This is a genomic window from Actinomadura chokoriensis, from assembly GCF_039529475.1.
Taxonomy (GTDB): Bacteria; Actinomycetota; Actinomycetes; order Streptosporangiales; family Streptosporangiaceae; genus Spirillospora; species Spirillospora bangladeshensis.
The window spans coordinates 1-24105 of sequence record NZ_BAAAMW010000032.1 but is presented as its reverse complement, the minus strand read 5'-3'; the positions used below and the strand labels follow the sequence as shown (position 1 = coordinate 24105).

The 24105-nt window shown below is 72.5% G+C and carries 25 protein-coding genes and 1 pseudogene; 12 read left to right on the top strand and 14 right to left on the bottom strand.

All coding sequences use genetic code 11. The features are described 5' to 3' along the window. Nucleotides 1-2: 2 nt before the first annotated feature. The 6 genes from ABFX46_RS38945 to ABFX46_RS38920 form a co-directional block, all read right to left on the bottom strand. Nucleotides 3-1004 carry a proline racemase family protein gene (locus ABFX46_RS38945; protein ID WP_346049022.1) on the bottom strand — a complete coding sequence of 334 codons (1002 nt, stop codon included), beginning with the start codon at nt 1002-1004 and terminating at the stop codon, nt 3-5. Next, nucleotides 1004-1930 carry a dihydrodipicolinate synthase family protein gene (locus tag ABFX46_RS38940; RefSeq protein ID WP_346049021.1) on the bottom strand — a complete coding sequence of 309 codons (927 nt, stop codon included), beginning with the start codon at nt 1928-1930 and terminating at the stop codon, nt 1004-1006. The genes ABFX46_RS38945 and ABFX46_RS38940 overlap by 1 nt, the downstream gene beginning before the upstream one ends. Beyond that, nucleotides 1927-3339: an FAD/NAD(P)-dependent oxidoreductase gene (locus ABFX46_RS38935; RefSeq protein WP_346049020.1), complete on the bottom strand. Its 1413-nt coding sequence runs from the start codon at nt 3337-3339 to the stop codon at nt 1927-1929. Before ABFX46_RS38935 ends, ABFX46_RS38940 begins: the two co-directional genes overlap by 4 nt. Next, nucleotides 3336-3650, bottom strand: a complete 315-nt coding sequence (locus tag ABFX46_RS38930; RefSeq protein WP_346049019.1) for a (2Fe-2S)-binding protein — start codon at nt 3648-3650, stop codon at nt 3336-3338. Before ABFX46_RS38930 ends, ABFX46_RS38935 begins: the two co-directional genes overlap by 4 nt. Next, on the bottom strand, nt 3647-4807 hold the full coding sequence (locus ABFX46_RS38925; protein ID WP_346049018.1) for an NAD(P)/FAD-dependent oxidoreductase: 1161 nt from the start codon (nt 4805-4807) through the stop codon (nt 3647-3649). Before ABFX46_RS38925 ends, ABFX46_RS38930 begins: the two co-directional genes overlap by 4 nt. 90 nt (nt 4808-4897) lie before the next feature. Then, on the bottom strand, nt 4898-5509 hold the full coding sequence (locus tag ABFX46_RS38920; protein ID WP_346049017.1) for a helix-turn-helix domain-containing protein: 612 nt from the start codon (nt 5507-5509) through the stop codon (nt 4898-4900). A gap of 166 nt (nt 5510-5675) precedes the next feature. On the opposite strand from ABFX46_RS38920, the gene ABFX46_RS38915 reads away from it, so the two are divergent. After that, the gene (locus tag ABFX46_RS38915) at nt 5676-6341 is read left to right on the top strand and encodes a GntR family transcriptional regulator (RefSeq protein ID WP_346049016.1); all 666 of its coding nucleotides are present in this window, start codon (nt 5676-5678) and stop codon (nt 6339-6341) included. A 34-nt stretch (nt 6342-6375) separates the two neighbouring features. Here ABFX46_RS38915 and ABFX46_RS38910 read toward each other — a convergent pair whose 3' ends face one another. Both ABFX46_RS38910 and ABFX46_RS38905 read right to left on the bottom strand, forming a co-directional pair. Further along, a complete protein-coding gene (locus ABFX46_RS38910) occupies nt 6376-6534 on the bottom strand; it encodes a hypothetical protein (protein ID WP_346049015.1) in 159 nt (52 codons plus the stop codon). A 246-nt stretch (nt 6535-6780) separates the two neighbouring features. After that, the gene (locus ABFX46_RS38905) at nt 6781-6999 is read right to left on the bottom strand and encodes a hypothetical protein (protein WP_346049014.1); all 219 of its coding nucleotides are present in this window, start codon (nt 6997-6999) and stop codon (nt 6781-6783) included. 165 nt (nt 7000-7164) lie between these two features. Between ABFX46_RS38905 and ABFX46_RS38900 the strand changes: the two genes are divergently transcribed. Further along, nucleotides 7165-8121 (top strand): LysR family transcriptional regulator, encoded by a 957-nt coding sequence (locus ABFX46_RS38900; protein ID WP_346049013.1) that lies wholly within the window; start codon nt 7165-7167, stop codon nt 8119-8121. An 88-nt stretch (nt 8122-8209) separates the two neighbouring features. Next, nucleotides 8210-8878 carry a GntR family transcriptional regulator gene (locus ABFX46_RS38895; protein ID WP_346049012.1) on the top strand — a complete coding sequence of 223 codons (669 nt, stop codon included), beginning with the start codon at nt 8210-8212 and terminating at the stop codon, nt 8876-8878. A 62-nt stretch (nt 8879-8940) separates the two neighbouring features. Here the strand turns inward: ABFX46_RS38895 and ABFX46_RS38890 are convergent, their stop codons facing one another. Continuing rightward, complete coding sequence (locus tag ABFX46_RS38890) at nt 8941-10371, bottom strand: aminopeptidase P family protein (protein ID WP_346049011.1); 1431 nt, start codon at nt 10369-10371, stop codon at nt 8941-8943. Nucleotides 10372-10471: 100 nt separating this feature from the next. On the opposite strand from ABFX46_RS38890, the gene ABFX46_RS38885 reads away from it, so the two are divergent. From ABFX46_RS38885 to ABFX46_RS38865, 5 genes are read left to right on the top strand one after another with little or no spacing between them, the layout of a single operon-like run. Further along, nucleotides 10472-12136: an ABC transporter substrate-binding protein gene (locus ABFX46_RS38885; RefSeq protein ID WP_346049010.1), complete on the top strand. Its 1665-nt coding sequence runs from the start codon at nt 10472-10474 to the stop codon at nt 12134-12136. Continuing rightward, nucleotides 12133-13080 carry an ABC transporter permease gene (locus ABFX46_RS38880; protein ID WP_346049009.1) on the top strand — a complete coding sequence of 316 codons (948 nt, stop codon included), beginning with the start codon at nt 12133-12135 and terminating at the stop codon, nt 13078-13080. The genes ABFX46_RS38885 and ABFX46_RS38880 overlap by 4 nt, the downstream gene beginning before the upstream one ends. Next, entirely contained in the window at nt 13077-14066 is a 990-nt protein-coding gene (locus tag ABFX46_RS38875; protein WP_346049008.1) for an ABC transporter permease, read from the top strand. Before ABFX46_RS38880 ends, ABFX46_RS38875 begins: the two co-directional genes overlap by 4 nt. Further along, nucleotides 14063-15028, top strand: a complete 966-nt coding sequence (locus tag ABFX46_RS38870) for an ABC transporter ATP-binding protein (protein ID WP_346049007.1) — start codon at nt 14063-14065, stop codon at nt 15026-15028. Before ABFX46_RS38875 ends, ABFX46_RS38870 begins: the two co-directional genes overlap by 4 nt. Next, nucleotides 15025-15969, top strand: a complete 945-nt coding sequence (locus tag ABFX46_RS38865) for an ABC transporter ATP-binding protein (protein ID WP_346049006.1) — start codon at nt 15025-15027, stop codon at nt 15967-15969. The genes ABFX46_RS38870 and ABFX46_RS38865 overlap by 4 nt, the downstream gene beginning before the upstream one ends. A 61-nt stretch (nt 15970-16030) precedes the next feature. On the opposite strand, the gene ABFX46_RS38860 is transcribed toward ABFX46_RS38865, so the two are convergent. Together ABFX46_RS38860 and ABFX46_RS38855 are read right to left on the bottom strand one after the other, a co-directional pair. After that, nucleotides 16031-18529, bottom strand: coding sequence for a collagenase (locus ABFX46_RS38860; RefSeq protein ID WP_346049005.1), 2499 nt, complete (start codon nt 18527-18529; stop codon nt 16031-16033). A gap of 295 nt (nt 18530-18824) precedes the next feature. Next, nucleotides 18825-19313 carry a MarR family winged helix-turn-helix transcriptional regulator gene (locus tag ABFX46_RS38855; RefSeq protein WP_346049004.1) on the bottom strand — a complete coding sequence of 163 codons (489 nt, stop codon included), beginning with the start codon at nt 19311-19313 and terminating at the stop codon, nt 18825-18827. Between the two features lie 30 nt (nt 19314-19343). On the opposite strand from ABFX46_RS38855, the gene ABFX46_RS38850 reads away from it, so the two are divergent. Together ABFX46_RS38850 and ABFX46_RS38845 are read left to right on the top strand one after the other, a co-directional pair. Beyond that, the gene (locus ABFX46_RS38850; protein WP_346049003.1) at nt 19344-20417 is read left to right on the top strand and encodes a GNAT family N-acetyltransferase; all 1074 of its coding nucleotides are present in this window, start codon (nt 19344-19346) and stop codon (nt 20415-20417) included. 164 nt (nt 20418-20581) lie between these two features. Next, entirely contained in the window at nt 20582-21664 is a 1083-nt protein-coding gene (locus ABFX46_RS38845; protein WP_346049002.1) for a hypothetical protein, read from the top strand. A 108-nt stretch (nt 21665-21772) separates the two neighbouring features. Here the strand turns inward: ABFX46_RS38845 and ABFX46_RS38840 are convergent, their stop codons facing one another. Continuing rightward, nucleotides 21773-22129, bottom strand: coding sequence for a hypothetical protein (locus ABFX46_RS38840; protein WP_346049001.1), 357 nt, complete (start codon nt 22127-22129; stop codon nt 21773-21775). Between the two features lie 302 nt (nt 22130-22431). Between ABFX46_RS38840 and ABFX46_RS38835 the strand changes: the two genes are divergently transcribed. Beyond that, nucleotides 22432-22926 carry an ArsI/CadI family heavy metal resistance metalloenzyme gene (locus ABFX46_RS38835; RefSeq protein ID WP_346049000.1) on the top strand — a complete coding sequence of 165 codons (495 nt, stop codon included), beginning with the start codon at nt 22432-22434 and terminating at the stop codon, nt 22924-22926. Nucleotides 22927-22983: 57 nt separating this feature from the next. After that, nucleotides 22984-23106 (top strand): annotated as a pseudogene (locus ABFX46_RS38830) (ArsR/SmtB family transcription factor); the annotation flags it as partial. A gap of 157 nt (nt 23107-23263) precedes the next feature. On the opposite strand, the gene ABFX46_RS38825 reads toward ABFX46_RS38830, so the two are convergent. Both ABFX46_RS38825 and ABFX46_RS38820 read right to left on the bottom strand, forming a co-directional pair. Further along, entirely contained in the window at nt 23264-23686 is a 423-nt protein-coding gene (locus ABFX46_RS38825; protein WP_346048999.1) for an arsenate reductase ArsC, read from the bottom strand. A 71-nt stretch (nt 23687-23757) separates the two neighbouring features. Beyond that, a partial coding sequence (locus ABFX46_RS38820; protein WP_428831362.1) for an arsenic resistance protein occupies nt 23758-24105 on the bottom strand: 348 nt, incomplete at its 5' end.

The window sequence follows — 24105 nt, the reverse complement described above, 5'->3', positions numbered from 1 at the left end:
GGTCAGAAGGCGAACCCCTCGGGGAAGGGGTCGGCGGGGTCCAGCAGGTAGGTCGCGGTCCCGGTGATCCAGGCGCGTCCGGTGAACTCGGGGATCACCGCGGGCAGCCCCGCGACGTCGGCGCCGGCGACGAGCCGGCCGGTGAAGCGGGTGCCGAGGAGCGACTCGTTCACGAACTCGGTGCGCAGCGGCAGCTCGCCGCGCGCGTGCAGCTGGGCCATCCGGGCGGACGTGCCGGTGCCGCAGGGTGACCGGTCGAACCAGCCGGGATGGATCACCATGGCGTTGCGCGAGTGCGCCGCGTCCGAGCCGGGCGCGAGGAGCTGGACGTGCTTGCAGCCGGCGATCAGCGGATCGGCCGGGTGGACGGGCGGGTCGGTGTCGTCGATCGCCGCCATGATCGCGAGGCCGGCGCCGAGGAGGTCGTCCTTGCGACTCCGGTCGAAGGGCAGCCCGAGCGGGGCGAGGTCGGTGATGGCGTAGAAGTTGCCGCCGTAGGCCAGGTCGTAGCGGACGTCGCCGAAGCCGGGCACGGCCACGACGGCGTCCCGCCGGAGGGCGAACGAGGCGACGTTGCGCAGCGTGACGTCCTCCGCGACGCCGTCGCGGACGGCGACGCGGGCCTCGACGAGCCCGGCCGGGGTGTCCAGCCGGACGGTCGTCTCCGGTTCGGTCACCTCGACCATGCCGGTCTCGACCAGCACCGTCGCCACCCCGATGGTGCCATGCCCGCACATCGGCAGGAAGCCGCTGGCCTCGATGTAGACGACGCCCCAGTCGGCGTCCGGGCGGGCCGGGGGCTGCAGCAGGGCACCGCTCATCGCCGGATGGCCGCGGGGCTCGTCCACCAGGAAGCGGCGCAGGCCGTCCAGGTGCCGGACCGCGTGGCGGCGGCGCTCGGCCATCGTCGCGCCCGGGATGGGCGGGACGCCGCCCGTGACGACACGGGTCGGCATCCCCTCGGTGTGGGAGTCGACGGCGCTGATCGAGCGAACGGACCGCATCAGACCCGCCGCCCTTCGAGGCTCGCGATGGCGCGGGCCATGTCGGCGGCGACGGCGGCGCGCAGGCCTGGGTCGAGCGGGCCGCGCGGCGGGCGGCACGGGCCGCCGTACCGCCCGGCCTGGTCCATGCCGAGCTTGACGGCCTGGACGAACTCGGTCCGCGAGTCCCACCGGAACGCCGCGATCAGCGGCTCGTACAGGGCTCGGGCCTCCTCCAGCCTCCCGGCGAGGGCCAGCTCGTACAGCCGCGCCGACTCGGCGGGGAACACGTTCGGGAACCCGGCGAACCACCCGGTCGCGCCCATCAGCAGGGCTTCGAGGGCGAGGTCGTCGGCGCCGATGACGACCTCCAGGCCGGGCGCCTTGTCCCGGATCTCCAAGACTCGGCGGACGTCGCCGGAGAACTCCTTGACCGCGACCACGCCGTCGATCCGCGCGATCTCGGCGAGCAGGTCCGGTGTCAGGTCCACCCTGGTGTCGAGCGGGTTGTTGTAGACCATGACGGGCAGCCCGACCGACGCGACGGCCTCGTAGTGCGCGATGACCTCGCCCGGGGCGGCCCGGTACAGGGTCGGCGGCAGGCACAGCACGCCGTCGGCGCCGTCCTCGGCGGCGGCCTCCGTCCACCGCACCGCCTGGTGGGAGCCGGGGCCGTGCACGCCGGCGATGACGACGCCGTCCCCGCCGACGGCCTCCACGGCGGTGCGCGCGACGCGGCGGCGCTCGTCATCGGTCAGGGCCGAGTACTCGCCGAGCGAGCCGTTGGGGCCGACGCCGCGGCAGCCGCTGCCGACCAGCCAGCGGCAGTGCTCGGCGAAGGCGTCGTAGTCGACGGCGAGCCCGGCGGGGGCGGCGGCGTCCTCGCGGTAGGGCAGGGCGGTGGCCACCACGAGGCCGCCGAGGCTCGGGGAATCGGGACCGCTCATCGGGCACTCTCCTTGGACGCGGTGTCTTCGATGGGGGGACGTGCCAGATCGCCGAGCCGGATGGGCTGGGCGATGGGCCGGTGGTGCGGAGCGGGGCCGCCCAGCAGTTCCGCGACCGCGGGGCCGCAGATGCGGGCCTGGCAGGGGCCGAGCCCCGCGCGGGTCGCGAGCCTGACCGCGGCGGGCGAGTTCCGCGCGGGATCGCCGGCCGCGCGGCGGAGGTCGCCGTAGGCGGTCTCCTCGCAGCGGCAGACGATCGTCCCGTCCCGCAGCCAGCCGGGCCAGGCGGCGCCGACCGGGTGCGCGGCGGCGAGGCGCGCGGCGAACGCGCGGCCCCGGTCGCGGCGGCGCCGCAGGGAGCGCAGCGCGCCGGCCTCGGCGGAGCCGCCGCCGGCGATCCAGCCGGCGAGCAGGCCCTCGGTCCGGGCGGCCTGGGCGCCGGCGATCCCGGTGGCCTCGCCCGCGGCGTAGACGGCGGGGACGGTGGTGCGCTGGTCGCCGTCCACGGTGACGAACGCGCCGTCCCGCAGTTCGCAGCCGGCGGCGACGGGCAGTTCGAGCTGCGGGCTGAAGCCGTGGGTGACGCACAGGGCGTCCACCGCGACGGTCCGTTCGGTGCCGGGGACCACCGACCAGTCGGGGCGGAGCCGCGCGGTGACCGCCTCCTCCACCCGCCCCTCGCCCCGGGCCTCGATCACGGCGCGGCCCGTCCGGTAGGGGACGCCGTGCCGGGCGAGCAGCCCCGCGTACCCGGCGAGCTCGGCGCCCTTGCCGGCCTGCGCCGCCAGTTCCCAGGGACGCCGGGTCCAGCCCCGCGCCAGGGTCGCGGCAGTGCCGGCCTCCAGCACCTCCCGGACGGCCGAGCCCGCCTCCAGCAGCGTGGCGGTGACCGGCAGCAGGAACGGTCCGGAACCGGCGATCACCACGCGGTCGCCGATGACGAGGCGTTCTCCCTTGGCCAGCGCCTGCGCCGCTCCGGCCGTGCAGACACCGGGCAGTTCCCAGCCGGGGAACGGCAGGGCGCGGTCATGGGCGCCGGGCGCGAGGACGAGCGCGTCGGGCCGCAGGACGCGCCGTTCGCGTTCCGGCGCGTCGGCCTCCCCGCGCAGCACGTGCACGTGCGGCGCGCCCCGGTCCGGGCGGTCGATCGCCCAGACGGTGCTCTCCGGCCACCAGTCGCAGCGCGGATGCCCGAGCACCCGTCCGCGGAGCCGCTCGAAGCCGCGCCGGCCGTGGTGCAGCCGGCCGGGCCGCGCGGCGGCGTAGGCGTCCGGCAGCATGCGGTGGTACTGGCCGCCGGGGTTCTCGGCGGCGTCGACCAGCGTCACCCGCGCGCCGGCGCGCAGCGCGCCCGCCGCCGCGCCGAGGCCCGCCGGGCCCGCGCCGACGACCACCACGTGCCGGGTCATCGGACGTCCTCCCGCGTCCGCGACTGGGTGGTCACGGCGTCCCCGTCGCGGGCGCGGCGGCGGCAGGCCCGCACGTCGCGGACGCCGTTGACGGTGACGAGGCAGTCGAAGCACGCGCCGATGCCGCAGAACACGCCGCGCGGGGCACCGGACGGGCCCTCGCGCCAGGCCGTCCGCCCGGACGCCAGCAGGACCCCGGCGATCGTCTGCCCCGCGATGCCGGCGAGCGGCTCGCCGTCCAGGGTGATCCGCAGCGGCGCGTCCCGCCGGCCGACCGCGTCGTCGGCCGCGCGCACGAGTCTCGGGCTCATCCGGTCTCCCCTCCGGAGCGGACGGCGGGCCGGTCGACACGGAACGGCGCCGCGTCGATGTCCGGTTCGCGTCCGAGCATCAGGTCGCGCAGTACCGCCGCCGTCCCGGCCGAGAGACCGATGCCCGCGCCCTCGTGGCCGGTGGCGTGCCAGAGGCCGTCCAGCCGCGGGTCCGCGCCGATCACGGGCAGGTGGTCGGCGACGTAGGGGCGGAATCCGCCGTAGGCGCGCATCACCGGCACGCCGGCCAGCGACGGGAACAGGCGGAGCGCCCGGCCCGCGATGACCGACAGGACCTCGGGGCGGATCCGCGCGTCGAATCCGACGCGGCGCCGCGAGGAGCCGAGCAGCAGCGTGCCGGCGCGGGTCGACTCGACCACCGCGGACGCCCGCAGGTCCCCCGCGTCGGCGCCGACGGCGCCGACGTAGTCGGCGTCGTAGACCTTGTGGAACACGGTCGGCGGCAGCGGCGCGGTCACGAGCACCTCACCGCGCCGGGGACGGACGGCCAGCCGGACGCCGAGCCGCCCCGCGACCTCGCCGGACCACGGCCCGGCGGCGTTGACGAAGGCGTCGCCCCCGACGACCCCCTCCGCCGTGCGGACGCCGGTGAGGCGGCCGCCGCGCGCGACGGCGCCGGTGACCTCCCTGCCGCAGTGCAGGACGGCCCCGGCGCGGACCGCGTCGGCGAGCAGGGCGGTGGCCGCTCCGGCGGGCTGCACCTGTGCGTCCCCGGGGTAGTGGACGGCGGCGGCGCAGTCGCGGGTGAGGTGCGGCTCCGCGGCGGCGAGGGCGGCGGCGTCCAGGTCCTCGGCGGCGACCCCGGCGGCGCGCTGGGACGCGGCGAACGCGCGCAGGGCGTCCGCGGACTCACCGGTGGTCGCGACGACGATGCCGCCCTTGGGCTCCCACTCCGCCGCGCGGGCGTCCGGGAGCGCCGCCAGGATCCGCGGCCAGAGCCGCCGCGACAGCAGCGCCAGCTCCAGTTCGGGGCCGGGCGGCTTGTCGGAGACCAGGACGTTGCCCTCGCCGTGCGCGGTGGTCGCGGCGGCGGGGCCGCCCCGGTCCACGACCGCCACCTCGAACCCGGCGAGAGCCAGCTCCCGGGCGCAGGCGGCGCCGACCATGCCGGCGCCCAGCACCACGACCCGCGTCATCGGCAGCCCCAAACGTTCGATAAACCGAACGCTTCGGAGCGTAAATCCGCCGTATGCCAGGTGTCAACGCGCACGTCCGGCGGGCTCGGCTCAGGGTCCGCCGTCGCGATGCGGCGGCTCGGCCGCCGCGGAGTGGAGCCGCTGGCCGGCGTCGTACTGCAGGAGCAGGACCGACCGCACCGTCCCCTCCAACGCCGTGTAGCGGTGCGGCAGCCCGGCGTCGAAGGAGACGTAGTCGCCCGGACCGAGTTCCACGTCCCGGCCGTCCACCCGGACGCCGAGCCGCCCGGCCTGGACGATCGTGTGCTCGGTTCCGACATGGCCCAGCGAGTCCTGCCGGGAGCCGGCCCTGACCTGCTGGTCGTAGACCTCGAACATGGCGCCGCCGGAGGCGATGCCGCGCAGCGGCCGCAGGTCGACGCCCGCGCCGCGCAGCACCTCGACCTCGGCCGCCCGGACCACGGTGAACCCGGCGGCGGGGGGCCGGTCGAGCAGGTCGGAGATCGGGACGCGCAGCGCGCGCGACAGGCTGAACACCGTCTCGATCGTGGGGTTGCCGGTCCCGGCCTCCAGGTGGGACAGCGTGGCCTTGCCGATCCGCGACCGGCGGGACAGCTCCGAGAGCGACAGGCCGAGTTCCGCACGCGCGCGGCGCAGATTGCCGGCCAGGACGTCCCGCACCGACTCCGCTGATGCCTCCACGATCCCGCCCCTGCGCCAGCCGTTCGATAACTCGAACGCACAGTGTACCGGCGGCCGGGCGGAAGAGGTCGACCGCGTGGCCTCGATCGATGCAATACTACATGGCACCGGTGAATCGGCCGTCTCGCCGACGGGGATTCTCCTCACGGAGGGAGCCACGGGACCGATGCTGAACCTGCCGTCCCCCGGCCCGCGGAGGAGCGTGCGGGTCCAGGTCGCCCACGCGCTCCGGGCGGCGATCGTGAGCGGCGAGATGAGGCCGGGCGTGGTGTACTCCGCCCCCGCGCTCGCCGAGCGGTTCGGGGTGTCGGCCACCCCGGTCCGGGAGGCGATGATCGATCTGGCCCGGGAAGGGCTGGTCGAGGCCGTCCGCAACAAGGGGTTCCGCGTCACCGAGCTGTCCGACCGGGACCTGGACGAGATCACCGAGGTGCGGGCCCTCATCGAGATCCCCACCGTCGTGCGGGTCGCGGAGACCTGCCGCAGCGAGGACGTCGACGCGCTGCGGCCCCTCGCCGAGGCGATCGTGGCGGCGGCCGGGCGGCGGGACGTCCTCGCCTACATCGACGCCGACCACCGTTTCCATCTCGCGATCCTCGAACTGAGCGGCAACGCCCACATGGTCCGGCTGGTGAGCGAGCTGCGCTACAGGTCCCGGCTCTACGGGGTGCCGCGGCTGGCGGAGCGCGGCGAACTCGAGCCGTCCGCCCGGGAGCACGAGCAGCTGCTGGACGCCATGGCCGACGGCGACGCGGCGGGCACCGAGGCCCTCATGCACCACCACCTGCGCCATATCCGCGGCATCTGGGCCGACCGCCCCGAACACCGCTAGGCGCTCGCGCCGCGGCCCCCGCGCGAGCGCGCGTTCAGTGCAGGTCCCACGACGGTGCGGGATGCGGCGACGCCCGCGGGGCGAGTTCCTCGGTGTGCCGGACGATCTGCTCGACCACCTCGACCACGTCCGACACCGGGTGCCGGACGACGCCGTGTCCCGGCCGCTCGTACAGCAGCGACTCGCCCTTCACCCAGACCCAGAGGCCGGCGGGGAAGTGGACGACCGTCGCCTCGGTACCGAGTGAGACGCAGGGCCGCAGCCCGCGCGCACGCGAGCGCGCGGACGCGCTCGTGCACGGGCCGCGGCGGCGGATCCGGCGGCGCCGTGCTCGTCCCCGGAATCGGGACGGTGACGTAGACGGCCTTGCCGGGCACCGGCTCGGGCCCGAGCCTGGACCTGCTCGGGTGGACGCCCCAGCGTCCGCCGGCCTCCGCCGTCAGCGTGTCCACGATGAGGAGGCCGCGCCCTCCGCATGCGTCGGGCTGCCGATCGCGGCCGGAGCCACGCCCAGCTCGGCGAAGACCGAGCGGACGATCGCCCGCGCCGTGCCCGCGGCCCTCGGGCCGGGCGGTAGCGGCCAGGCGGGGAAGGCGCCCTCGCGCAAGCGGCCGTCCGGCGGGGAGCACTCCTTCGCGGCCGTCCGCGGTCGGTCCATATCGATCGCTCCCAGGGGAATCACCGGACGCGCACCCTCGGCCGCCGGGAGAGGGGCGGTGAGGAGGACCTCTCCCGGCGGCGTCGCTCGCTTCGTCGAAGGAGTACCGGAAGTATGGCCGCGAACCTCCGCCGGGCGTCATCAGCTGATGCATAATTTCCGGCTATGGACCTCGATATCAGTCATCTGCGCATGGTGTGCGCGATGGCCGAAACGGGAAGTGTGACCCGGGCCGCGGCCCGGATGGGAATGTCGCAGCCCGCGATGTCCAACCAGCTCCGCAGGGTCGAGGGCATCGTCGGCGGTGATCTGTTCACGCGCAGCCGGTCCGGCCTGGAACCGACGCCGCTGGGCCGGCAGGTCATCAGCCGGGCGCGGACGGTCCTGGCGGAACTCGACACCCTGTTCGGCGATCTGCGGCCGTCCGCGGCCGAGGACGCGGCCCTCGCGCTCGGCTCCGTCCATCTCGCCTGCGTGGGGAGCATCGTCGCCCGGGTGGGCGACGCGCTCCCCGGCCGCGAGGTCTCGCTGCGCATCGAGCCGTCCTCGGCGCTGCTCGGCGACGCCCTTGCCAGGGGGCAGCTGGACGCCGCCCTGCTCGGGATCATGGAGGGCTTCGACGTCCCGCTGCGCGCCCCGGTGGTCAGCCGAACGCTGGTGCCCAGGTTCCCGATCTTCGTCGCCCTCTCGGCGGACCATCCGCTCGCCGGGCGGGAGGAGATCGACCTGGTCGACCTGAAGGAGGAGTCCTGGGTGGCGCCGCCCGGTGCCGACGACGGCTCCCTCGCCTCGCTGCGGGCGTCCTGCCGCGCCGCCGGCTTCGAGCCGATCGTGCGCTACGAGGCGCCGAGCGGAGCGGCCTGCCCGCTGGTCGCGGCCGGGCACGGGATACGCTTGGTGGACCCGTCCTGGCCGCCGCAGCCCGGCACGGTCGTCCGGCCGCTCACGGGAGAGCCGCAGGTCGCGAGGCTGGTCGTGGCCTGGCGCCGGGACCGCCTGGGCGACGACGACGCGGCGGCCCTCTACCGCGGGCTCGCGGCCGCCTTCGTGGAGCACGCCGACAGCCACCCGGCCTTCGGGACGTGGTGGCACGCCCACCCCCACGTGCACCCGCTGCTGTGACCCGGGGGTGAAGCCGCCCCCGCCGCTCCGCACACCCGGCCGGGCCCGTGACGCGGACCGGTATCCTGATCGTGGTTGAGGAGGGTGTATGGATGCGGTGGCCGATGCCGTGGTCGGGCTGCCGGACCTGGGCGGTCACAGCAGTCTGCGCGGGCAGGTCGCCGATGCGCTGCGCGGCGCGCTGGCCGGCGGCAAGCTGACGCCGGGGGTGGTCTACTCGGCCCCCGCGCTGGCGGACGAGTTCGGGATCTCCCCCACCCCCGTCCGCGAGGCGATGATCGACCTCGTCCGGGACGGGCTCTTCGAGGCCGTCCGCAATCGCGGTTTCCGGGTCGTACCGCTGTCGGACCGGGATCTCGCCGAGCTGACCGAGATCAGGGAACTGGTCGAGGTTCCCGCGATCACGCGGCTGGCCGGGAACGTGCCGGAGGCGGTCCGGCCGTCGCTGCGGACCCTGATCGAGGAGGCCGCCGCGGCCGCCGCCGACGGCGACCTGATCCGGTTCCTGGACGCCGACCGCCGGTTCCATACCGCGCTGCTCGAACTGACCGGCAACCGGATGCTCGTCCGCACGGTCCTGGATCTGCGCGCCCGGTCCCGCATGTACGGGCTGGCCGCGCCCGCCGCGGCCGGCGACCTGGCGGCGTCGGCCGAGGAGCACGCATTCCTCCTGGACGCCCTGGTCGCCGGGGACGCCGACCGCGCACAGGAGATCATGACGCGGCACCTGGAGCACATGAGACGCTCCCGGGACTGAGCCCTACCCTGCTGCCCCGGCCCCAACAAGGGCGCTGAGTGCCGCTCCCGTGGGCGGCGCTCCTAGCCGAGCGACCGCATCCAGAACTCGAGCTCCTCCGGGTGGCGCGGGAGGCCCGCCGACATCAGGCGCGCCCCCTCCCCGGTCACGAGCACGTCGTCCTCCAGCCGGACGCCGATGCCCCGCAGCTCCGGCGGGAGCGTCAGGTCGTCCGGCTGGAGGTAGAGGCCCGGTTCGACGGTGAGGACGTGGCCGGGCCGCAGCACCCCGTCGAGGTACTGCGACGCGCGCGCGGCCGCGCAGTCGTGGACGTCCATGCCGAGCATGTGCCCGCTACTGCAGAGGGTGTAGCGCCGGTAGACGCCCGACGCGGGGTCGAGCGCCTCGTCCGCGCTCCGCAGCACGCCCCACTCCGCCAGGCCCTCCGCGATGACGCGCATCGCGGCCATGTGGAAGTCGCGGAAGCGGGCACCGGGGCGGACGGCGGCCAGGCCGGCCTCCTGCGCGTGGTAGACGAGGTCGTACACCTGGCGCTGGCGCGGCGTGAACCAGCCGCTGATCGGAAGGGTGCGGGTGATGTCGGCGGTGTAGAGCGTGTCGGTCTCCACCCCGGCGTCGAGCAGGAGCAGCTCGCCGAGGCGCAGCGTGCCGTCGTTGCGCGTCCAGTGCAGCACGCAGGCATGCGCGCCGGACGCGGCGATGGTCTCGTAGCCGACGCCGTTGCCCTCGATCCGCGCGACCCGCTCGAACGTGCCCTCCACCCAGCGCTCCCCGCGCGGCACCCCGGTGACCTGCGGCAGTCCCGCGGCGACCTGCGTGAACGCGGCCACGGTGTGGTCGACGGCGGCCTGGATCTGGGCGACCTCCCAGTCGTCCTTGACCAGGCGCAGCTCCGCGGCGCAGGCGGCGAGCTCCTGGTCGAGCCGCGGGTCCGTCACCGGAACGGCCCGGTCCACCTCCGGGTCCACGGCGCGGATCGCGCGGGTCGGGCCGTGCCCGCGCAGCGCCTCGCCGAGGTCGTCGAGGGGCGCGCAGGTGATCTCCAGCCTCTCCTCCGTCTCGCGGAGGGAGGCCCGGGGGCCGACCCAGAACTCCCCGTTCCGGCGGTCGCGGTAGAAGCCGCCGTCATCGCGCGAGGACCGGGGGCGGTGGTAGAGGACGGCGTCGTGCCCGCCGGCGGTCGGCTCCATCACGAGGACGGCGCCGGTCCCGGTGTCGGCGGCGGTGTCCCCGGTGAGGTGGGCGTAGGCGGTGTGCGGGCGGTACCGGTGGTCGCAGTCGTTGCTGCGGACTTTGGGCGGCCCGGCGGGCAGGACCAGACGCACGCCGGGGAAGAGCGCGGACAGGGCGGCGCGGCGCTTGCGCGCGTACGGCGCCACGGTCGCGCGGGCGGGGGGCGGCGTGCCGGAGGCGGCCCAGTCCCGGGTCATGAAGGCGGCGAGGGTCTCGGACACGGGCAGGTCGTGGCTGCCCGTGGTGAAGCGGTCGTCCATGTGCGAGTTCCCGGATGTGGAGATTCGGTAACGGCGGTTGCAGTGCAATTGCACAGTACTATTTTATATTGCACTCCGCCTGACAATGCACGGAGATGCCATGAGACGTCCGGTACGGACCTTCTTCGCCCTCGCCCTGTCGCTCGCCGCCGCGGGCGGGCCGTCCGCCTGCGGATCGGGGGACGACGCGCCCGCCGGCACGTCCGGGGGCACCCTCACCGTCCTCTACACGCAGGACTTCGCCCACCTGGACCCGCAGCGCAACTACGTGATGTTCGCGATGGACTTCGGCACCCGGCTGCTCTACCGGACGCTGACGACGTACGCCGCCGCGCCCGGCCAGGCGGGCACCGAGGTCGTCCCGGACATGGCGACGGACACCGGGAGCACATCCGACAACGGCAGGACATGGACTTTCCACCTCAAGCCGGGCCTGAAGTTCGAGGACGGCTCCCCCGTGACCAGCGCCGACGTCAAGTACGGCGTGGAGCGCTCCTTCGCCCCGGATCTGCCGGAAGGCCCCGGATACGCCCGGACGATGCTGATGGGCGGAGACGAGTACAAGGGCCCCTACAAGGACGAGGACGGTCTCGACTCCATCGACACGCCGGACGACCGGACCATCGTGTTCCACCTCAGGGAACCGTCCATGGACTGGCCTAAGATCACGACGCTGCCGACGTTCGCGCCCGTCCCGAAAGCCGAGGACACGGGCGTCAACTACGACAACCGGCCCTTCTCGTCCGGTCCCTACAAGGTGGAGTCCTATGACCGCGGCAAGAGGCTGTCGCTGGTCAGGAACCCCCACTGGAGCAAGGCCACCGACGGCGTGCGCCAGGCGAGACCGGACGAGATCGTCGTCGAGGAGGGGCTGGCGCAGACGAGCATCGACCAGCGCCTGATCGCCGACCAGGGCAAGGACCAGCGGGCCGTCACCCTCTACGGCGTCGCGCCGGCGAGCATGCCGCGCATCCTCACCCGGCCGGACGTCAGGAAGCGGTTCGTCGGCGCGACCAGCCTGTGCACGCGGTTCCTCGGGCTGAACACGGCCAAGCCGCCGTTCGACGACCCGGAGGTCCGCCGGGCGATGCAGTACGCGATCGACAAGGAGGCGTACCGCACCGCGCACGGCGGCAGCGGCGTCGGCGAGCCGGCCGGCTCCTACCTCCCGCCGGCGATGACCGGCGGGCGGCCGCAGGACGTCCTCCAGGTGCCGCCGAACGGCGACCCGGCCAAGGCGAGGCAGCTGCTCGCGGCCGCGGGCAAGGGCGGCGGCTTCTCGATCGACCTGACCACCACCAGCACCGAGCAGGGCAAGGCCGAGGCCGAGGCGGTGCAGCAGGCGCTGGCCCGGGTCGGCGTGAAGGCGAAGATCAACTCGGTCGCCAAGAGCGTCTACTACGACACGATCGGCGACATCCAGAAGGAGGACGAGATGGTCTTCTACGGGTGGTGCGCCGACTACCCGTCCGCCGCCTCGTTCATCCCGCCGCTCTTCGACGGGGGCAACATCGCGCCGAAGGGCAACACCGTCGTCTCCCAGATGGACGACAAGGGGATCAACGAGAAGATCCGCGCGGCGGTGAAGGCGAACGACCCGGCGCGGTGGCAGGCCCTCGACCGGGAGCTGATGCAGCTGTCGCCGATGGTCCCGCTGATCCACGACAAGCTGCCGCTGCTGCACGGCTCGAAGGTCACCGGCGCGTTCGGCCACCCCATCTGGGAGGGCGAGTTCGACTTCGCCGCCATCGGGGTCAAGGGGTGAGCGCCCCGCCCCTCACCGAGGCGGCGGGCAGCGTCCCGGCACCCGCCGGCCGGCCGCCGTGGCGGCCGGCCGGCGGGCGCCTGCGCCGCGACCCGGCTGCCCTCGCCGGGCTGGCGATCATCGCGCTGTTCGTGCTGATGGCGCTCGCCGCCCCGCTGCTCACCGCGCTCAGCGGGCACGGCCCGAACGAGTTCCACCCCGAGAAGATCGACACGGCGCTCGCGGGTGCGCCCAAGGGCGCGTTCGGCGGCATCGACGGCGACTTCTGGCTGGGCGCCGAGCCCGGCACCGGACGGGACGTGTTCAGCCGCATGGTCTACGGCGCCCGCGTCTCGCTGCTGATCTCGGTCGCGGCGACCCTGGTGTCCACCGCGGTCGGCACCGTGCTCGGGCTCACCGCGGGCTTCGCCGGCGGCAGGGTGGACGCGCTCATCAGCCGCGTCATGGACCTCGTCCTGTCCTTCCCGCACCTCATCTTCATGATCGCGCTGGTGTCGGTGCTGCCGGACGCCAACCGGAAGCTCGAACTGGTGTCCGTCATGGGGTTCTTCGGCTGGCCCTACATAGGCCGGATCGTGCGCGGGCAGACGCTGTCGCTGCGCAACCGGGAGTTCGTGGAGGCCGCGCGGGCGGCCGGGATGCCGCGCGGCCGGATCGTGTTCCGCGAGGTGCTGCCCAACCTGCTCGCCCCGGTGCTGGTCTTCGCGACGCTCACCGTCCCGGTCAACATCGGCACGGAGGCGGCGCTGTCGTTCCTCGGCATCGGCGTCCGTCCGCCCGATTCGTCCTGGGGGCAGATGATGGCCAAGGCGATCGACTGGTACCAGGTCGACCCGACGTTCTTCGTGGTGCCCGGCGTCTGCCTGCTGCTGACCGTGCTGGCGTTCACGCTGCTCGGCGACGCGTTCCGCGACGCCCTCGACCCGCGCGGAGGCGGCCGGTGATCCGGTACATCGCGCTGCGCCTCGCCGGGGTCGCCGGCGTCCTGCTCGTCATCTGCGCGGTCACGTTCGTGATCTTCTACGTGTTCCCGGCCGATCCGGCGCTCCAGGCGTGCGGGAAGTCGTGCACCCCGGAACGGCTCGCCATGCTCCACCACCAGATGGGGCTGGACCGGCCGCTCTGGCGGCAGTTCACCGAGTACCTGGCCGGCATCTTCGCCGGGCGCACCTACGGGTCGGGGGGACTGGCCGTCCAGTGCCACTTCCCGTGCCTCGGGTTCTCGTACCAGAACAACATCCCGGTCTGGGATCTGATGATGCAGCGGCTCCCCACCACCGTGTCGATCGGGATCGGCGCGGCCGTCCTGTGGCTCGTGGGCGGAGTCACGGTCGGGGTCGTCTCGGCACTGCGCAAGGACTCGCTCCTCGACCGGGCGATGATGGTCGGCACGCTCACGTCCGCGTCCTTGCCGATCTACTTCACGGCCATGGCGCTGACGGTCCTCGTCGTCCAGATCGGCGGCCTGCTGCCTTACTCCAGCTACGTGCCGATCGGCGAGGACCCCATCGGCTGGGTGAAGAACCTCATCCTGCCCTGGGTCGCCCTCGCTCTGCTCTATGCAGCGATGTACGCACGCCTGTCGCGGGCGTCGATGGTGGAGACCATGGCCGAGCCGTACATCCGGACGGCCCGCGCCAAGGGCCTGCCCGAGCGGACGGTCGTCACCAAGCACGGGCTCCGGGCAGGGCTCACCCCCGTCCTGACCGTCTTCGGCATGGACCTCGGCGCGCTGCTCGGCGGCGCCGTCATCACCGAGAGCGTGTTCGGGCTGCCCGGGCTCGGCCGCCTCACGATCGACTCGATCGAGAAGTCCGACCAGCCGGTCGTGATGGGCGTCGCGCTGCTGGCCGCGTTCTTCATCACGTTCGCCAATCTCCTCGTCGACCTCCTCTACGCCGTGCTCGACCCGCAGGTGAGATACCTATGAGCGTGCTGACCGTCCAGGACCTGACCGTCGAGTTCACCACCCGGAGGGGGCCGGCGCGCGCGGTGGACGGGCTGTCGTTCACCGTGGAGGAGGGCCGCACCCTCGGCATCGTCGGCGAGTCGGGCTCCGGCAAGTCCGTGACCAGCCTCGCGATCATGGGGCTGCACGACGGGGCGCGGGTGACCGGGTCGATCGACGTCGCCGGCACCGAGGTCGTCGGCGCCCGCCGCGAGGAGATCCGCGCGCTGCGCGGCCGGCGCGTCGCGATGGTCTTCCAGGACCCGCTGTCGTCGCTGCACCCCCATTACCGGGTGGGCGAGCAGATCGCCGAGGCGCGGCGGCTGCACTTCGGCGCGTCCCGGCGGGCGGCGCACGAGCACGCCGTGCGGCTGCTCGCCGACGTCGGGATCCCCGATCCGGGCGAGCGCGCCGGGGACTACCCGCACCAGTTCTCCGGCGGCATGCGGCAGCGCGTCATGATCGCCATGGCGCTGGCGTGCGAGCCGGACCTGCTGATCGCCGACGAGCCGACCACCGCGCTGGACGTGACCGTCCAGGCCCAGATCCTGGAGCTGATCGCCGGCGTCCAGCGCGAGCGCGGCCTGGCCGTGCTGATGATCACCCATGATCTGGGGGTGGTCGCGCGGGTCGCCGACGACGTCCTGGTCATGTACGCGGGACGGGCCGTGGAGCGGGCGGACGCCGACACGCTGTTCGCCGAGCCGCGGCATCCGTACACGCGCGGGCTCCTCGGCTCGCTGCCCCGGCTCACCGGCCCGGCCGGTGAGCTGACCCCGATCGCGGGCACCCCGCCGTCTCCGCTGACTCCGGCGGCGGGGTGCCCGTTCCAGCCGCGCTGCCCCGACCGGATCGCGGTGTGCGCGACCGTCCGCCCGGACCTGGAGGGCACGTCCCACCAGGCGGCCTGCCACCTCACGGCGACGAAGAAGGTGACCTCGTGACGCCCCTGCTGACCCTGGACGGGCTGACGAAGACGTTCCACACCCGGCGCGGCGCCGTCCGGGCCGTGGACGGCCTCGACCTGGAGGTGCGGGCCGGGGAGACGCTCGGCCTGGTCGGCGAGTCCGGCTGCGGGAAGTCGACCACCGGGCGGATGCTCGTCCGGCTGCTCGACCCCACCGCCGGGCGGATCACGTTCGACGGGCGCGACATCACCGGGCTGTCGCAGCGGCGGATGCGCCCGCTGCGCGGCGACCTGCAGATCATCTTCCAGGACCCGTTCTCCTCGCTGAACCCGCGGCACACGGTCGGCTCGATCGTGGCCGCGCCGCTGCGGGCGCGGGGAGCGGAGGACCCGCGGCCCCGCGTCCGGGAGATGCTGGAGCTCGTCGGGCTCGGCGCCGAGCACATCGACCGGTACCCGCACGAGTTCTCCGGCGGCCAGGCGCAGCGGGTCGGGATCGCGCGGGCGCTGATCACCCGGCCCCGGCTCGTCGTCGCCGACGAGCCGGTGTCGGCGCTCGACGTGTCGATCCAGGCGCAGATCGTCAACCTGCTCGCCCGGCTGCAGCGGCAGCTCGACGTGGCGTACGTGTTCATCGCGCACGACCTGGCGGTGGTGCGGCACGTGTGCCGCCGGGTCGCGGTGATGTACCTCGGCCGGATCGTCGAGATCGGGGCGCGCGACGTGATCTACGGTTCGCCCGCGCATCCCTACACGAGGGCGCTGCTGTCGGCGATCCCGCTCCCCGACCCGGCGGCGGAGCGGTCCCGGGAGCGGATCGTCCTGCACGGGGATCCGCCGAGCCCCGCCGACCCGCCCGCCGGGTGCCCCTTCCACCCGCGGTGCTTCAAGGCCGCGGACCGGTGCCGCACCGAGCGGCCGCGGCTCGCCCAGGTGAACGGCCGCCAGGTCGCCTGCCATTTCCCGGAATTGCCTTAGGAACGGAGCCGGGGCCGGACCACGCGGTCCGGCCCCGGCTCTTTTGTGGTGCGGTGGCGGATCAGTACTCGACCTTCACGGCCGCGCCGTTGAACGCCTCCTTCCCGTAGAGGCTGATGTAGTTGTAGCCGGCCGGCGGGTTGGAGACGGTCAGGGATTCACCGTTTCCGGCATTGGCGGAACGCCGGGTGTAGGACGTCGATGTGGCCCACGTGCTCGCGTTGTAGTAGAGGTCGGCGTCACCGGTTCCGCCGGACGAGGTGATGGTGATCGACCGGGTGCCGGACGGGATGTAGATGTACAGGTAGGCGAGATCGCCCTTGGCCGCCGACAGGTTGCCGCGCTGGCAGTTCCGGCCGAGCTGCCGCGTGTCGGAACCGGTGCATTCCGGTGCCGTCCCGCCGCCTCCCCCGGCGGACACGGCGATCCGCTGGGACGTGGTGCCGGTCGCGCCGGCGTCGTCGGTGACGGTGAGCGAGACGGTGTAGGTGCCGTCGGCGCCGTAGGTGTGCGACGGGTCGGCCGACGTCGAGGCGGTGCCGTCGCCGAAGTCCCACCTGCGGGACGCGATGGTGCCGTCGGCGTCGGTGGACTGGTCGGTGAAGGTCACCGCCAGGCCGTTCGCCGCTGCCGAGAACTTCGCAGTCGGTGCCTGGTTGCCGCCGCCACCGCCCCCTGCGCAGGCGCCGGACGCGCACGCGGCGAGCCACGTCCACCAGTCGGCGTCGTAACGGCCGCCGATCGTGCCGGTCAGGAACGTGCGTGCGGCGTTCCAGTCGCCGGCCCGGTAGTAGCCGAGAACAGTGGCGATGTCGCCGGGGTGTTTCTCGAACATGTACCGCACCGCCAGGTAGCCCCAGTAGTAGATGCGGGTCGTGTCGTTGCTGTAGGTGGTGTCCCACAGGGTGCTGAGCGCGTAGGTGTTCTTCGCGGCCTCGGCTATCGCCGAGTCATTGGTCACCTTCCGGTAGGAGTAGGAGACGTACTCGGCGAATCCCTCGATCCACCAGATGGTCGGCGTGGCGACGTTGGAATTGAAGTCGCCGTACATGTCGAACCGGCCGTCGAGGTAGTGCGTGTACTCGTGGTTGAGGTTCCAGATCTGGAACGCGGGGCGGACCCATTCGGCCTCGTAGGCGATGAACCGCGGCTGGTTCCCCGCAGCGGCCGGGTCGCCCTCCAGGTACATGCCGCCGTTGTTGGTGTCGATTCCGAACATGGCGCCGGCATAGGTCTGGTAGTCGGTGCTGGAATCGAAGACGCAGACCTCGATCGTCGTGTTGTTGTCGTTGGCGACGGGCTTGCCGCCGTCCTTCACCAGGCCGTGGAAGTAGGCGTCCTGGTTCATCAGGCTGGCGCAGGTGTCCGACAGCTGGCCCGCGGTCATGTCCTGCGCACGGATCTTGATGCTGGAACTGCACGTGTGGTTGACGGTCAGCACGTTCTGCGCCAGCCGCTGCTGCAGATCGCACGTGTTGTAGTACGAGCAGTTGGCCTTGTCGTAGGAGTCGGTCATCTCGGCGATGCCGACCCACAGCGGCGCGGTCTTGCCGGTCATGCTGCTCTGGCCGAGCAGCCCCTTGGCCATGGGCCGGACCTTGGCCTGGAGTGGGGCGTGCTGGAGGAACCGGGCCATTTCGCGTCCGGCGTTGGACGCCAGGTAGCTGCGGTCGGTGCCGAGCAGGCCGAGGTGGTTCGCGGCGAACGAGTTGAGCGTGTCGAGGACGCTCGGGTCCGCCTGGACCGCGGAGACGAACGCCGGCACCTGGTGGCCGCGGAACAATACCGTGTAGACGTTGTTGACCGCGTTGAGCATCCACCAGTAGGCGTCGTAGGAACTGGTGTAGCCGTTCAGCAGCCGCTTGACGACATAGAGGTAGCGTGCGTTCTCCTGGGCGCTGTCGATCAGCGTGACCGCCTCGGCGAGGACCTCGCCGTTGGCGTCGCTGACCACCGAGGACTTCGAGTTGCCGAAGTAGGCGTCCAGGCCGGATTGGATCGCCGTCTTCAGCGACTGCCCGTAGGCCCCCACGGTCGACGGGTTGTACCACTGGACGTAGTACCCGGCGCGCAGATAAAGCACGAGTTGGGCCGTGCCCGTGCTGTTGTCGCCCGGATAGTAGACCGCGTTGTCGCGGAGCGCGTAGGCGATCGTCACCATCTGCGACTCGCGGAACGCGTAGTAGGCGTCCCCGCCGGTCAGGCTGAACAGCGTGTTGATGCAGTCGGTCGTCGAGGACGTGACCTGCTGGACCAGCGCGCTTCCGGAACGGCTCGTGAAATCACCGGGGCTGCATGCGGCGGCCGCCGCCTTGGCCTTCGGCGCGCTCTTCATGGACGGCCGCTCGTGCTCGGGCGGCTTCTTCGGCTGTTCCGAGTTGCTCTTCAGCGCGTCCTTCTCCGCCGACAGCGGCGGACGGTCCTTGGCCGGGAGCGGGGACTTCCGTACGTGCGGCGCCTGATCGGCGCGAGTACTGGCGGGGGGCGGTTTCGGGGCGGCGTTCGCGGGGCTCGCGGGCGAGGCCAGGAGGCCGATACCGAGGAGGAGGGCGGCCGGCACCCGCAGGCATCTGACAGATCTGCGTCTGTTTCTCACGGGGGTTTCCTTCGGAGACATCCGCGTTCGGAGCGGATGGATTCGGGGGCTCCGGGGTCCCAGGCCCGGAGGTCGAGGGGAAACTTGCGCCCGCAGTGTGCGATCCGGATCCGCGCCGTGGTCATACACGGCTCCATCGATCTCGGTTATGGACCGTCCGAGCACGGAGACGCCGGCGTGCGGCGATCACCGCGGACGGAGCCGTTCCGACCGCCGCCGTGCCCACCGTTCCGATTTCGGAACGGTCGAGCAGACAGCGTCAGGACTGGGGTGGCTGGTGCAGTTCGTCCAGGGCCTTCACCTTGGCGGCGATGTGTTCCAGGGCGGCGAGGTCGTCGGGTGTCAGAAGGTCGATGAAGTGGTGGCGCACTGATTCGACGTGTGCGGGGGCGGCGTCGGTGAGGGTGTCCAGGCCGTGTTCGGTGAGGACGAGGAGGCAGCCTCTTCCGTCGGCCGGGTCGGGGACGCGGCGGATGAGGCCGCGCGTCTCCATGCGGGAGGCGTGCCGGGACAGGCGGCTGCGCGACCAGCCCATCTTCGCGGCCTGGCCGTGCAGGGTGCCGGCGTGGTCCGGCCGTTCCGACAGCGTGCTGAGGACCTCGTAGTCGGGCTCGGAGAGACCGACCCGGGCCAGGTCGCGCGCGGTGCCGGTCTGGACGGCGATCATCATGCGGCGGAAGGCCCGCCACGCCCGCTCCTCGTCCGGGGTCAGCCAGCGCACGGATTCCTGCGACGAGTTCATTGACATGTAAACAACCTATCGCCTAGATTCATTTACATGTCAACGAAACAGGTTCGCATCCTCGTGCTGGTGTGCAGCACCCGCCCCGGCGCCCTCGGCCCCGCGGTGGGAACATGGCTGACCCAGACGATCACCCCCCGCGCCGCCGAACTCGGCGCCGAACTGGTACCGCTGTCCCTGGCCGACCTCGACCTGCCGTTCCTGGACGAGGAGGAGCATCCGTCCGCGGGCGTGTACCGCCACGAGCACACGCGCAGGTGGAGCGCGATCGTGGACGCCGTCGACGGCCTCATCGTCGTGACACCGGAGTACAACTACGGGATGCCGGCGTCGCTGAAGAACGCGCTGGACTACCTCTCCAGCGAGTGGGCGTGGAAACCGGTCGGTTTCATCAGCTACGGCAACACCTCGGCGGGCACGCGGGCGGTGCAGCACGCCAAGCAAGTGGTGACCACACTGCGCCTGGTACCGCTGGGAGCCACGGTCGCGCTCCGCATCGCCGACGTCGTGCGCGACGGGCACGTGCGCCCCGCCGCCGCTGCCGGGCAGGCCGCGATCGGCGTCCTGGACGAACTGGTCCGGGTCGCGCACGCGCTGAGGCCGATGCGAGAACGGGCGCGGCCCACCTCGCAGGCCGGCCCCGAACCCGGCTCCTACCTGCGGCGGCTGACGCCGGACGACGCTCCCGAAGTGACCGTCCTGCAGCGGTGCTGCTGGGTCGACGAGGCCCTCGCCAACGACCCCCTGACCGTCCCCGCACTGCACGAGTCCGTAGAGCAGGTACGTGAATGGCTCGCGGACTGGCACGCGATCGGTCTCTGGCGCGACGGCCGCCTCCTCGGCATGGTGCGGACCCGCCGCGACGACACCGAATGGCACGTGGGACGCCTCGGCGTCGTCCCCGACCTGCGAGGACGCGGCCTGGGACGCTGGCTGCTCCACGAGGCCGAGGCCGCCGCCGACCCGGCCTGCCGCCACATCGTGCTGTCCACGGGAGCAGGCAGCCGCAACAACATCGCGCTCTACCAAAGCGAGGGATACCGCCCGGCCCCCCGCCCCGGCGACGACGGCACCATCCGCCTCACCAAGACACCCCTCGCCATTGGCTGAGCCGCGGGCCGAGGGCTTGCCCGCCGATACCGACCCGCCCCGACTCCACGCCAGGCCGGTCTTCGGGGCGCGGACGACAGTCGACCAGAACCTCGACATCCGTACCGGCCAGCGGGCGGGTTCCGGCCGGAGGCACCGTCCGGCAGGTGTGAAAGCATGCGGCTGTGACGCCCGATGCCACCCGTGAGGGAGCCGCCCAGTTCAGCGCCCGTCTCCTGGCCACCGCCGCCGCTCCGCTCGACCCCGCCTCGGCGGACGGCCCACGGGTCCTGCACTGGCCGGGGCGCAGGCTGCTGGTGCAGCGCGGGGACACCGAACTGGCCGTCCGCGACCTGGACGAGGCGGGGACGGAGACCCGCTTCCCCGCGCCGTGGCCCCGCCGGTACGGCTCAGTGGCGGTCTCTCCCGCCGGTGATGTCGCCGTGTTCACCGGCGTGCACGCCTTGCGTGCCGTGGATGCGACCGGCGCCGTGCTGTGGGAGATCCGCCACGGCTGCTGGTCCGCCGCCGTATGCACGGCGGCCCATGCCTCGTTCTCCGAGTACGCCGACGACTACCACCACGGCCACGCCGACAGCGGCTCGGCGGCCTTCTCCGCCGACGGCAAGGTCCTGTGGGCCCACGTCCGCAGCCACACCGGGCACGACACCGAGGAGGAATGGCTGATCCTCGACGCCGCCGACGGCTCGCTGCTGGCCCGGGCCGCGACGATGACCGTGGGGTCGGGCTCCTTCCACTTCCCTCACCCCGATCCGGCGTACATGGGGCTGTCCATCGCGGAGGGCGAGGAGACTTCGCCCGTGCTGTGGGGACGCTGGGACGGTACGCAGCTCACCGTCCAGCGATTCGTCGAGGAGGTCTTCCTCGCGGTGAGCCCGTCCGGGGAGCACTTCCTGACGACGGACACGGGCCAGTGGGCCCTCTACCTCCACCAAGCCGAAGACGGCACGGAACTACGGCGACTCAACGCCCAGGACGCCGTACCCCCTCCACCGGGCGACGACCGTGCCCGCTGGGACTTCGAAGCGGCATTCCCCTACGACGACACCGCCGTGGCCGGCACCGAGCACCACGCCGAGGCCCCCCGCCACTGGCTCATCAACCCCCGCACAATGGCCCTGCGAGGATCAGTCGTCTACCCCTTCCCTGTCTCGGGGCCTCCCCTGTCAGCAGGAAAAGACGCCTGGTGCACGGTCTCCAAAGATCAGACCACCCTCCACCTGTGGGACCTCCCACACCGGGCATGACCCAACAACCCAGGCCCGGCGCTCAACGCCGCCGAGCCTCTCCCCGTGCTCGGGCTGAACCTGGGCTGACCTAGTCGGCGGGGTTGATGGCGTGGACGATGGCCGCGTTCAGCAGGACGCGGAAGGCTCGGCGAGGACGCGGGGCTTGTCCGCGGCAAGGTTGATGACGCAGTTGGAGATGACCACGTCGGACGCTGGCATCAGGGAGCGGGATGTCTTCGATGCGGCCGTGGAGGAAGTGCGCGTTGGCGGCTCCGGCCTGGGCGGCGTTGGCGCGGGCGACGGCGAGAGTCCCAGGCTGGCGCGCAGGGCGGCCTCGGGCATGCCGTCCTCGCTCGGGTACCCGTCGGCATCGCCGCAGGTAGCACCGTCATGTGAGACGCCGCCCGCCAGGGGGAGCCGGGCCAGGCCGCAGTACCGCGCGACGATGGCCTCGACGGGATCGCCGGTGCTGGAGTCGGGCATCAGGTGTCTCCTTCGGGCGGGCAGGTCGGGGCGGACGGCGCGGGGCGTCCCAGGACGAACCGGACCTCTGACAGCACTTTTAAGGACTGAGGGCAGTTCCCGTGGCTCTCGCCAGGAATCCTGATTAGATGACTCTCTAAGTTGACACCTATCTATGTTCAGGGGCATGCTGAGGGTGAGTGATTAGACAGGCATCTAATCAAGAGATCGTGATGGGGTGTCACCTCGCCGCTGCGCTCGCGGCGGCGGAGTACCTCGCTTCTGACCGGCCCTGAAGCCGCTCAGTCTCCAGGAGGAAGCTCATGTCCCGTGTCCAGCTCGCGCTCCGCGTCCCCGATCTGGAGGGCTCGATCGCCTTCTACTCCAAGCTGTTCGGCACCGAGCCGGCCAAGCGTCGTCCCGGCTACGCCAACTTCGCCGTCGCCGAGCCCCCGCTCAAGCTCGTCCTGACCGAGGGCAAGGACGAGGAGGCCACTCGCATGGACCACCTGGGAGTGGAGGTGGAGGACTCCGCCCTGGTCACCGACGCGGCCGAGCGCCTGGCGGCCGCAGGACTGGCCACCTTTGAGGAGAACGACACCTCCTGTTGCTACGCGCTCCAGGACAAGGTCTGGGTCACCGGCCCCGGCAACGAGCCGTGGGAGGTCTACGTGGTCAAGGCCGACGCCGACACCCTGGAGAAGGCCGAGGCATCGGCCTGCTGCACTCCTCAAACCGCCTCGACCACCAGCGCCGTCCCGGTCACGATCGGCGTCGAAGCCCCTGAGAAGGGCACAACGGACAGCACCTGCTGCTAGCCCACCCAGCCCTGCGGCGGCTTGCAGACGTGACCCGCCCCGCCTGCTGCGCACCATCTGACCGGCGCGTTCGATCTCACCGCGCCGACCGTCTCCCATCACCTGAACGTGCTGCGCCAAGCCGGGTTGATCGAGGGTGAACGGCGCGGCACGTGGGTGTACTGCCGGTTGGTGTCGGAAGGGAGGGTTGACCCACCTCCCGGGTCTCTTCGCCTTGCCGCCTCTCGTCCCGGCCTCCGCCGGGGTTGTGACGACCCGCTCTGCGACAGCCAGACCGGGCAGAGGACACGTTGCGGGGACGTCACCGCTCCTCGGCGCCCGGCTGTGCGCCTTCCCTTCACTTCTCCGCTAGAAGCTCGCCGACCAGGTTTTCGATGCGCTTGCGGATTTCGTCGCGGATCGGGCGGACGGCGCCGACGCCCTGTCCGGCGGGGTCGTCGAGGGTCCAGTCCAGGTAGCGCTTGCCGGGGAAGACCGGGCAGGTGTCGCCGCATCCCATGGTGATGACCACGTCGGAGGCTTGGACGGCGTCGATGGTGAGGATCTTGGGGGTCTCGGCGGAGATGTCGATGCCCTCCTCCGCCATCGCCTCGACCACCGCCGGGTTGACCTGCTCGGCGGGCGCGGACCCGGCGGAGCGCACGTCGATCCGGTCACCTGCCAGGTGGGTGAGGTAGGCGGCGGCCATCTGGGAGCGTCCGGCATTGTGCACGCAGACGAACAGGACACTGGGCTTGGCAGAGCGAGCCTCATCAGGCATCGGCGTTCCTTCGCTGTTCGAGGCCGGGCCGGTCGGCGGCGGTGAGCAGGCCGGTGACGGTCATCGTCGGGTCACCGCCCGGCGGGTTGGAATCGGCGACGCAGCCACAGCGACACGTACACCAGCCCGACCAGGACCGGGACCTCGATCAGCGGCCCGACCACGCCCGACAGGGCCTGCCCGGAGGTGACGCCGAAGGTGCCGATGGCGACGGCGATGGCCAGTTCGAAGTTGTTCCCCGCAGCGGTGAAGGCGAGCGTCGCGGTGCGCGGGTAGGGCAGCCGGACGGCATGTCCAACAGCGAAGGACCCGCCCCACATGAGCGCGAAGTAGGCCAGCAGTGGCAGGGCGATGCGGGCGACGTCGGTGGGCCGGCCGGTGATGGTGTCGCCTTGGAGGGCGAACAGGATGACGATGGT

What these genes read in the sequence shown, in the direction of transcription:
- ABFX46_RS38945 (WP_346049022.1), bottom strand. Translation starts at nt 1,004, where the DNA reads ATGCGGTCCGTTCGCTCGATCAGCGCCGTCGACTCCCACACCGAGGGG.
- ABFX46_RS38940 (WP_346049021.1), bottom strand. Translation starts at nt 1,930, where the DNA reads ATGAGCGGTCCCGATTCCCCGAGCCTCGGCGGCCTCGTGGTGGCCACC.
- ABFX46_RS38935 (WP_346049020.1), bottom strand. Translation starts at nt 3,339, where the DNA reads ATGACCCGGCACGTGGTGGTCGTCGGCGCGGGCCCGGCGGGCCTCGGC.
- ABFX46_RS38930 (WP_346049019.1), bottom strand. Translation starts at nt 3,650, where the DNA reads ATGAGCCCGAGACTCGTGCGCGCGGCCGACGACGCGGTCGGCCGGCGG.
- ABFX46_RS38925 (WP_346049018.1), bottom strand. Translation starts at nt 4,807, where the DNA reads ATGACGCGGGTCGTGGTGCTGGGCGCCGGCATGGTCGGCGCCGCCTGC.
- ABFX46_RS38915 (WP_346049016.1), top strand. Translation starts at nt 5,676, where the DNA reads ATGCTGAACCTGCCGTCCCCCGGCCCGCGGAGGAGCGTGCGGGTCCAG.
- ABFX46_RS38905 (WP_346049014.1), bottom strand. Translation starts at nt 6,999, where the DNA reads ATGGACCGACCGCGGACGGCCGCGAAGGAGTGCTCCCCGCCGGACGGC.
- ABFX46_RS38900 (WP_346049013.1), top strand. Translation starts at nt 7,165, where the DNA reads ATGGACCTCGATATCAGTCATCTGCGCATGGTGTGCGCGATGGCCGAA.
- ABFX46_RS38895 (WP_346049012.1), top strand. Translation starts at nt 8,210, where the DNA reads ATGGATGCGGTGGCCGATGCCGTGGTCGGGCTGCCGGACCTGGGCGGT.
- ABFX46_RS38890 (WP_346049011.1), bottom strand. Translation starts at nt 10,371, where the DNA reads ATGGACGACCGCTTCACCACGGGCAGCCACGACCTGCCCGTGTCCGAG.
- ABFX46_RS38885 (WP_346049010.1), top strand. Translation starts at nt 10,472, where the DNA reads ATGAGACGTCCGGTACGGACCTTCTTCGCCCTCGCCCTGTCGCTCGCC.
- ABFX46_RS38870 (WP_346049007.1), top strand. Translation starts at nt 14,063, where the DNA reads ATGAGCGTGCTGACCGTCCAGGACCTGACCGTCGAGTTCACCACCCGG.
- ABFX46_RS38855 (WP_346049004.1), bottom strand. Translation starts at nt 19,313, where the DNA reads ATGTCAATGAACTCGTCGCAGGAATCCGTGCGCTGGCTGACCCCGGAC.
- ABFX46_RS38850 (WP_346049003.1), top strand. Translation starts at nt 19,344, where the DNA reads ATGTCAACGAAACAGGTTCGCATCCTCGTGCTGGTGTGCAGCACCCGC.
- ABFX46_RS38840 (WP_346049001.1), bottom strand. Translation starts at nt 22,129, where the DNA reads ATGCCCGACTCCAGCACCGGCGATCCCGTCGAGGCCATCGTCGCGCGG.
- ABFX46_RS38835 (WP_346049000.1), top strand. Translation starts at nt 22,432, where the DNA reads ATGTCCCGTGTCCAGCTCGCGCTCCGCGTCCCCGATCTGGAGGGCTCG.
- ABFX46_RS38825 (WP_346048999.1), bottom strand. Translation starts at nt 23,686, where the DNA reads ATGCCTGATGAGGCTCGCTCTGCCAAGCCCAGTGTCCTGTTCGTCTGC.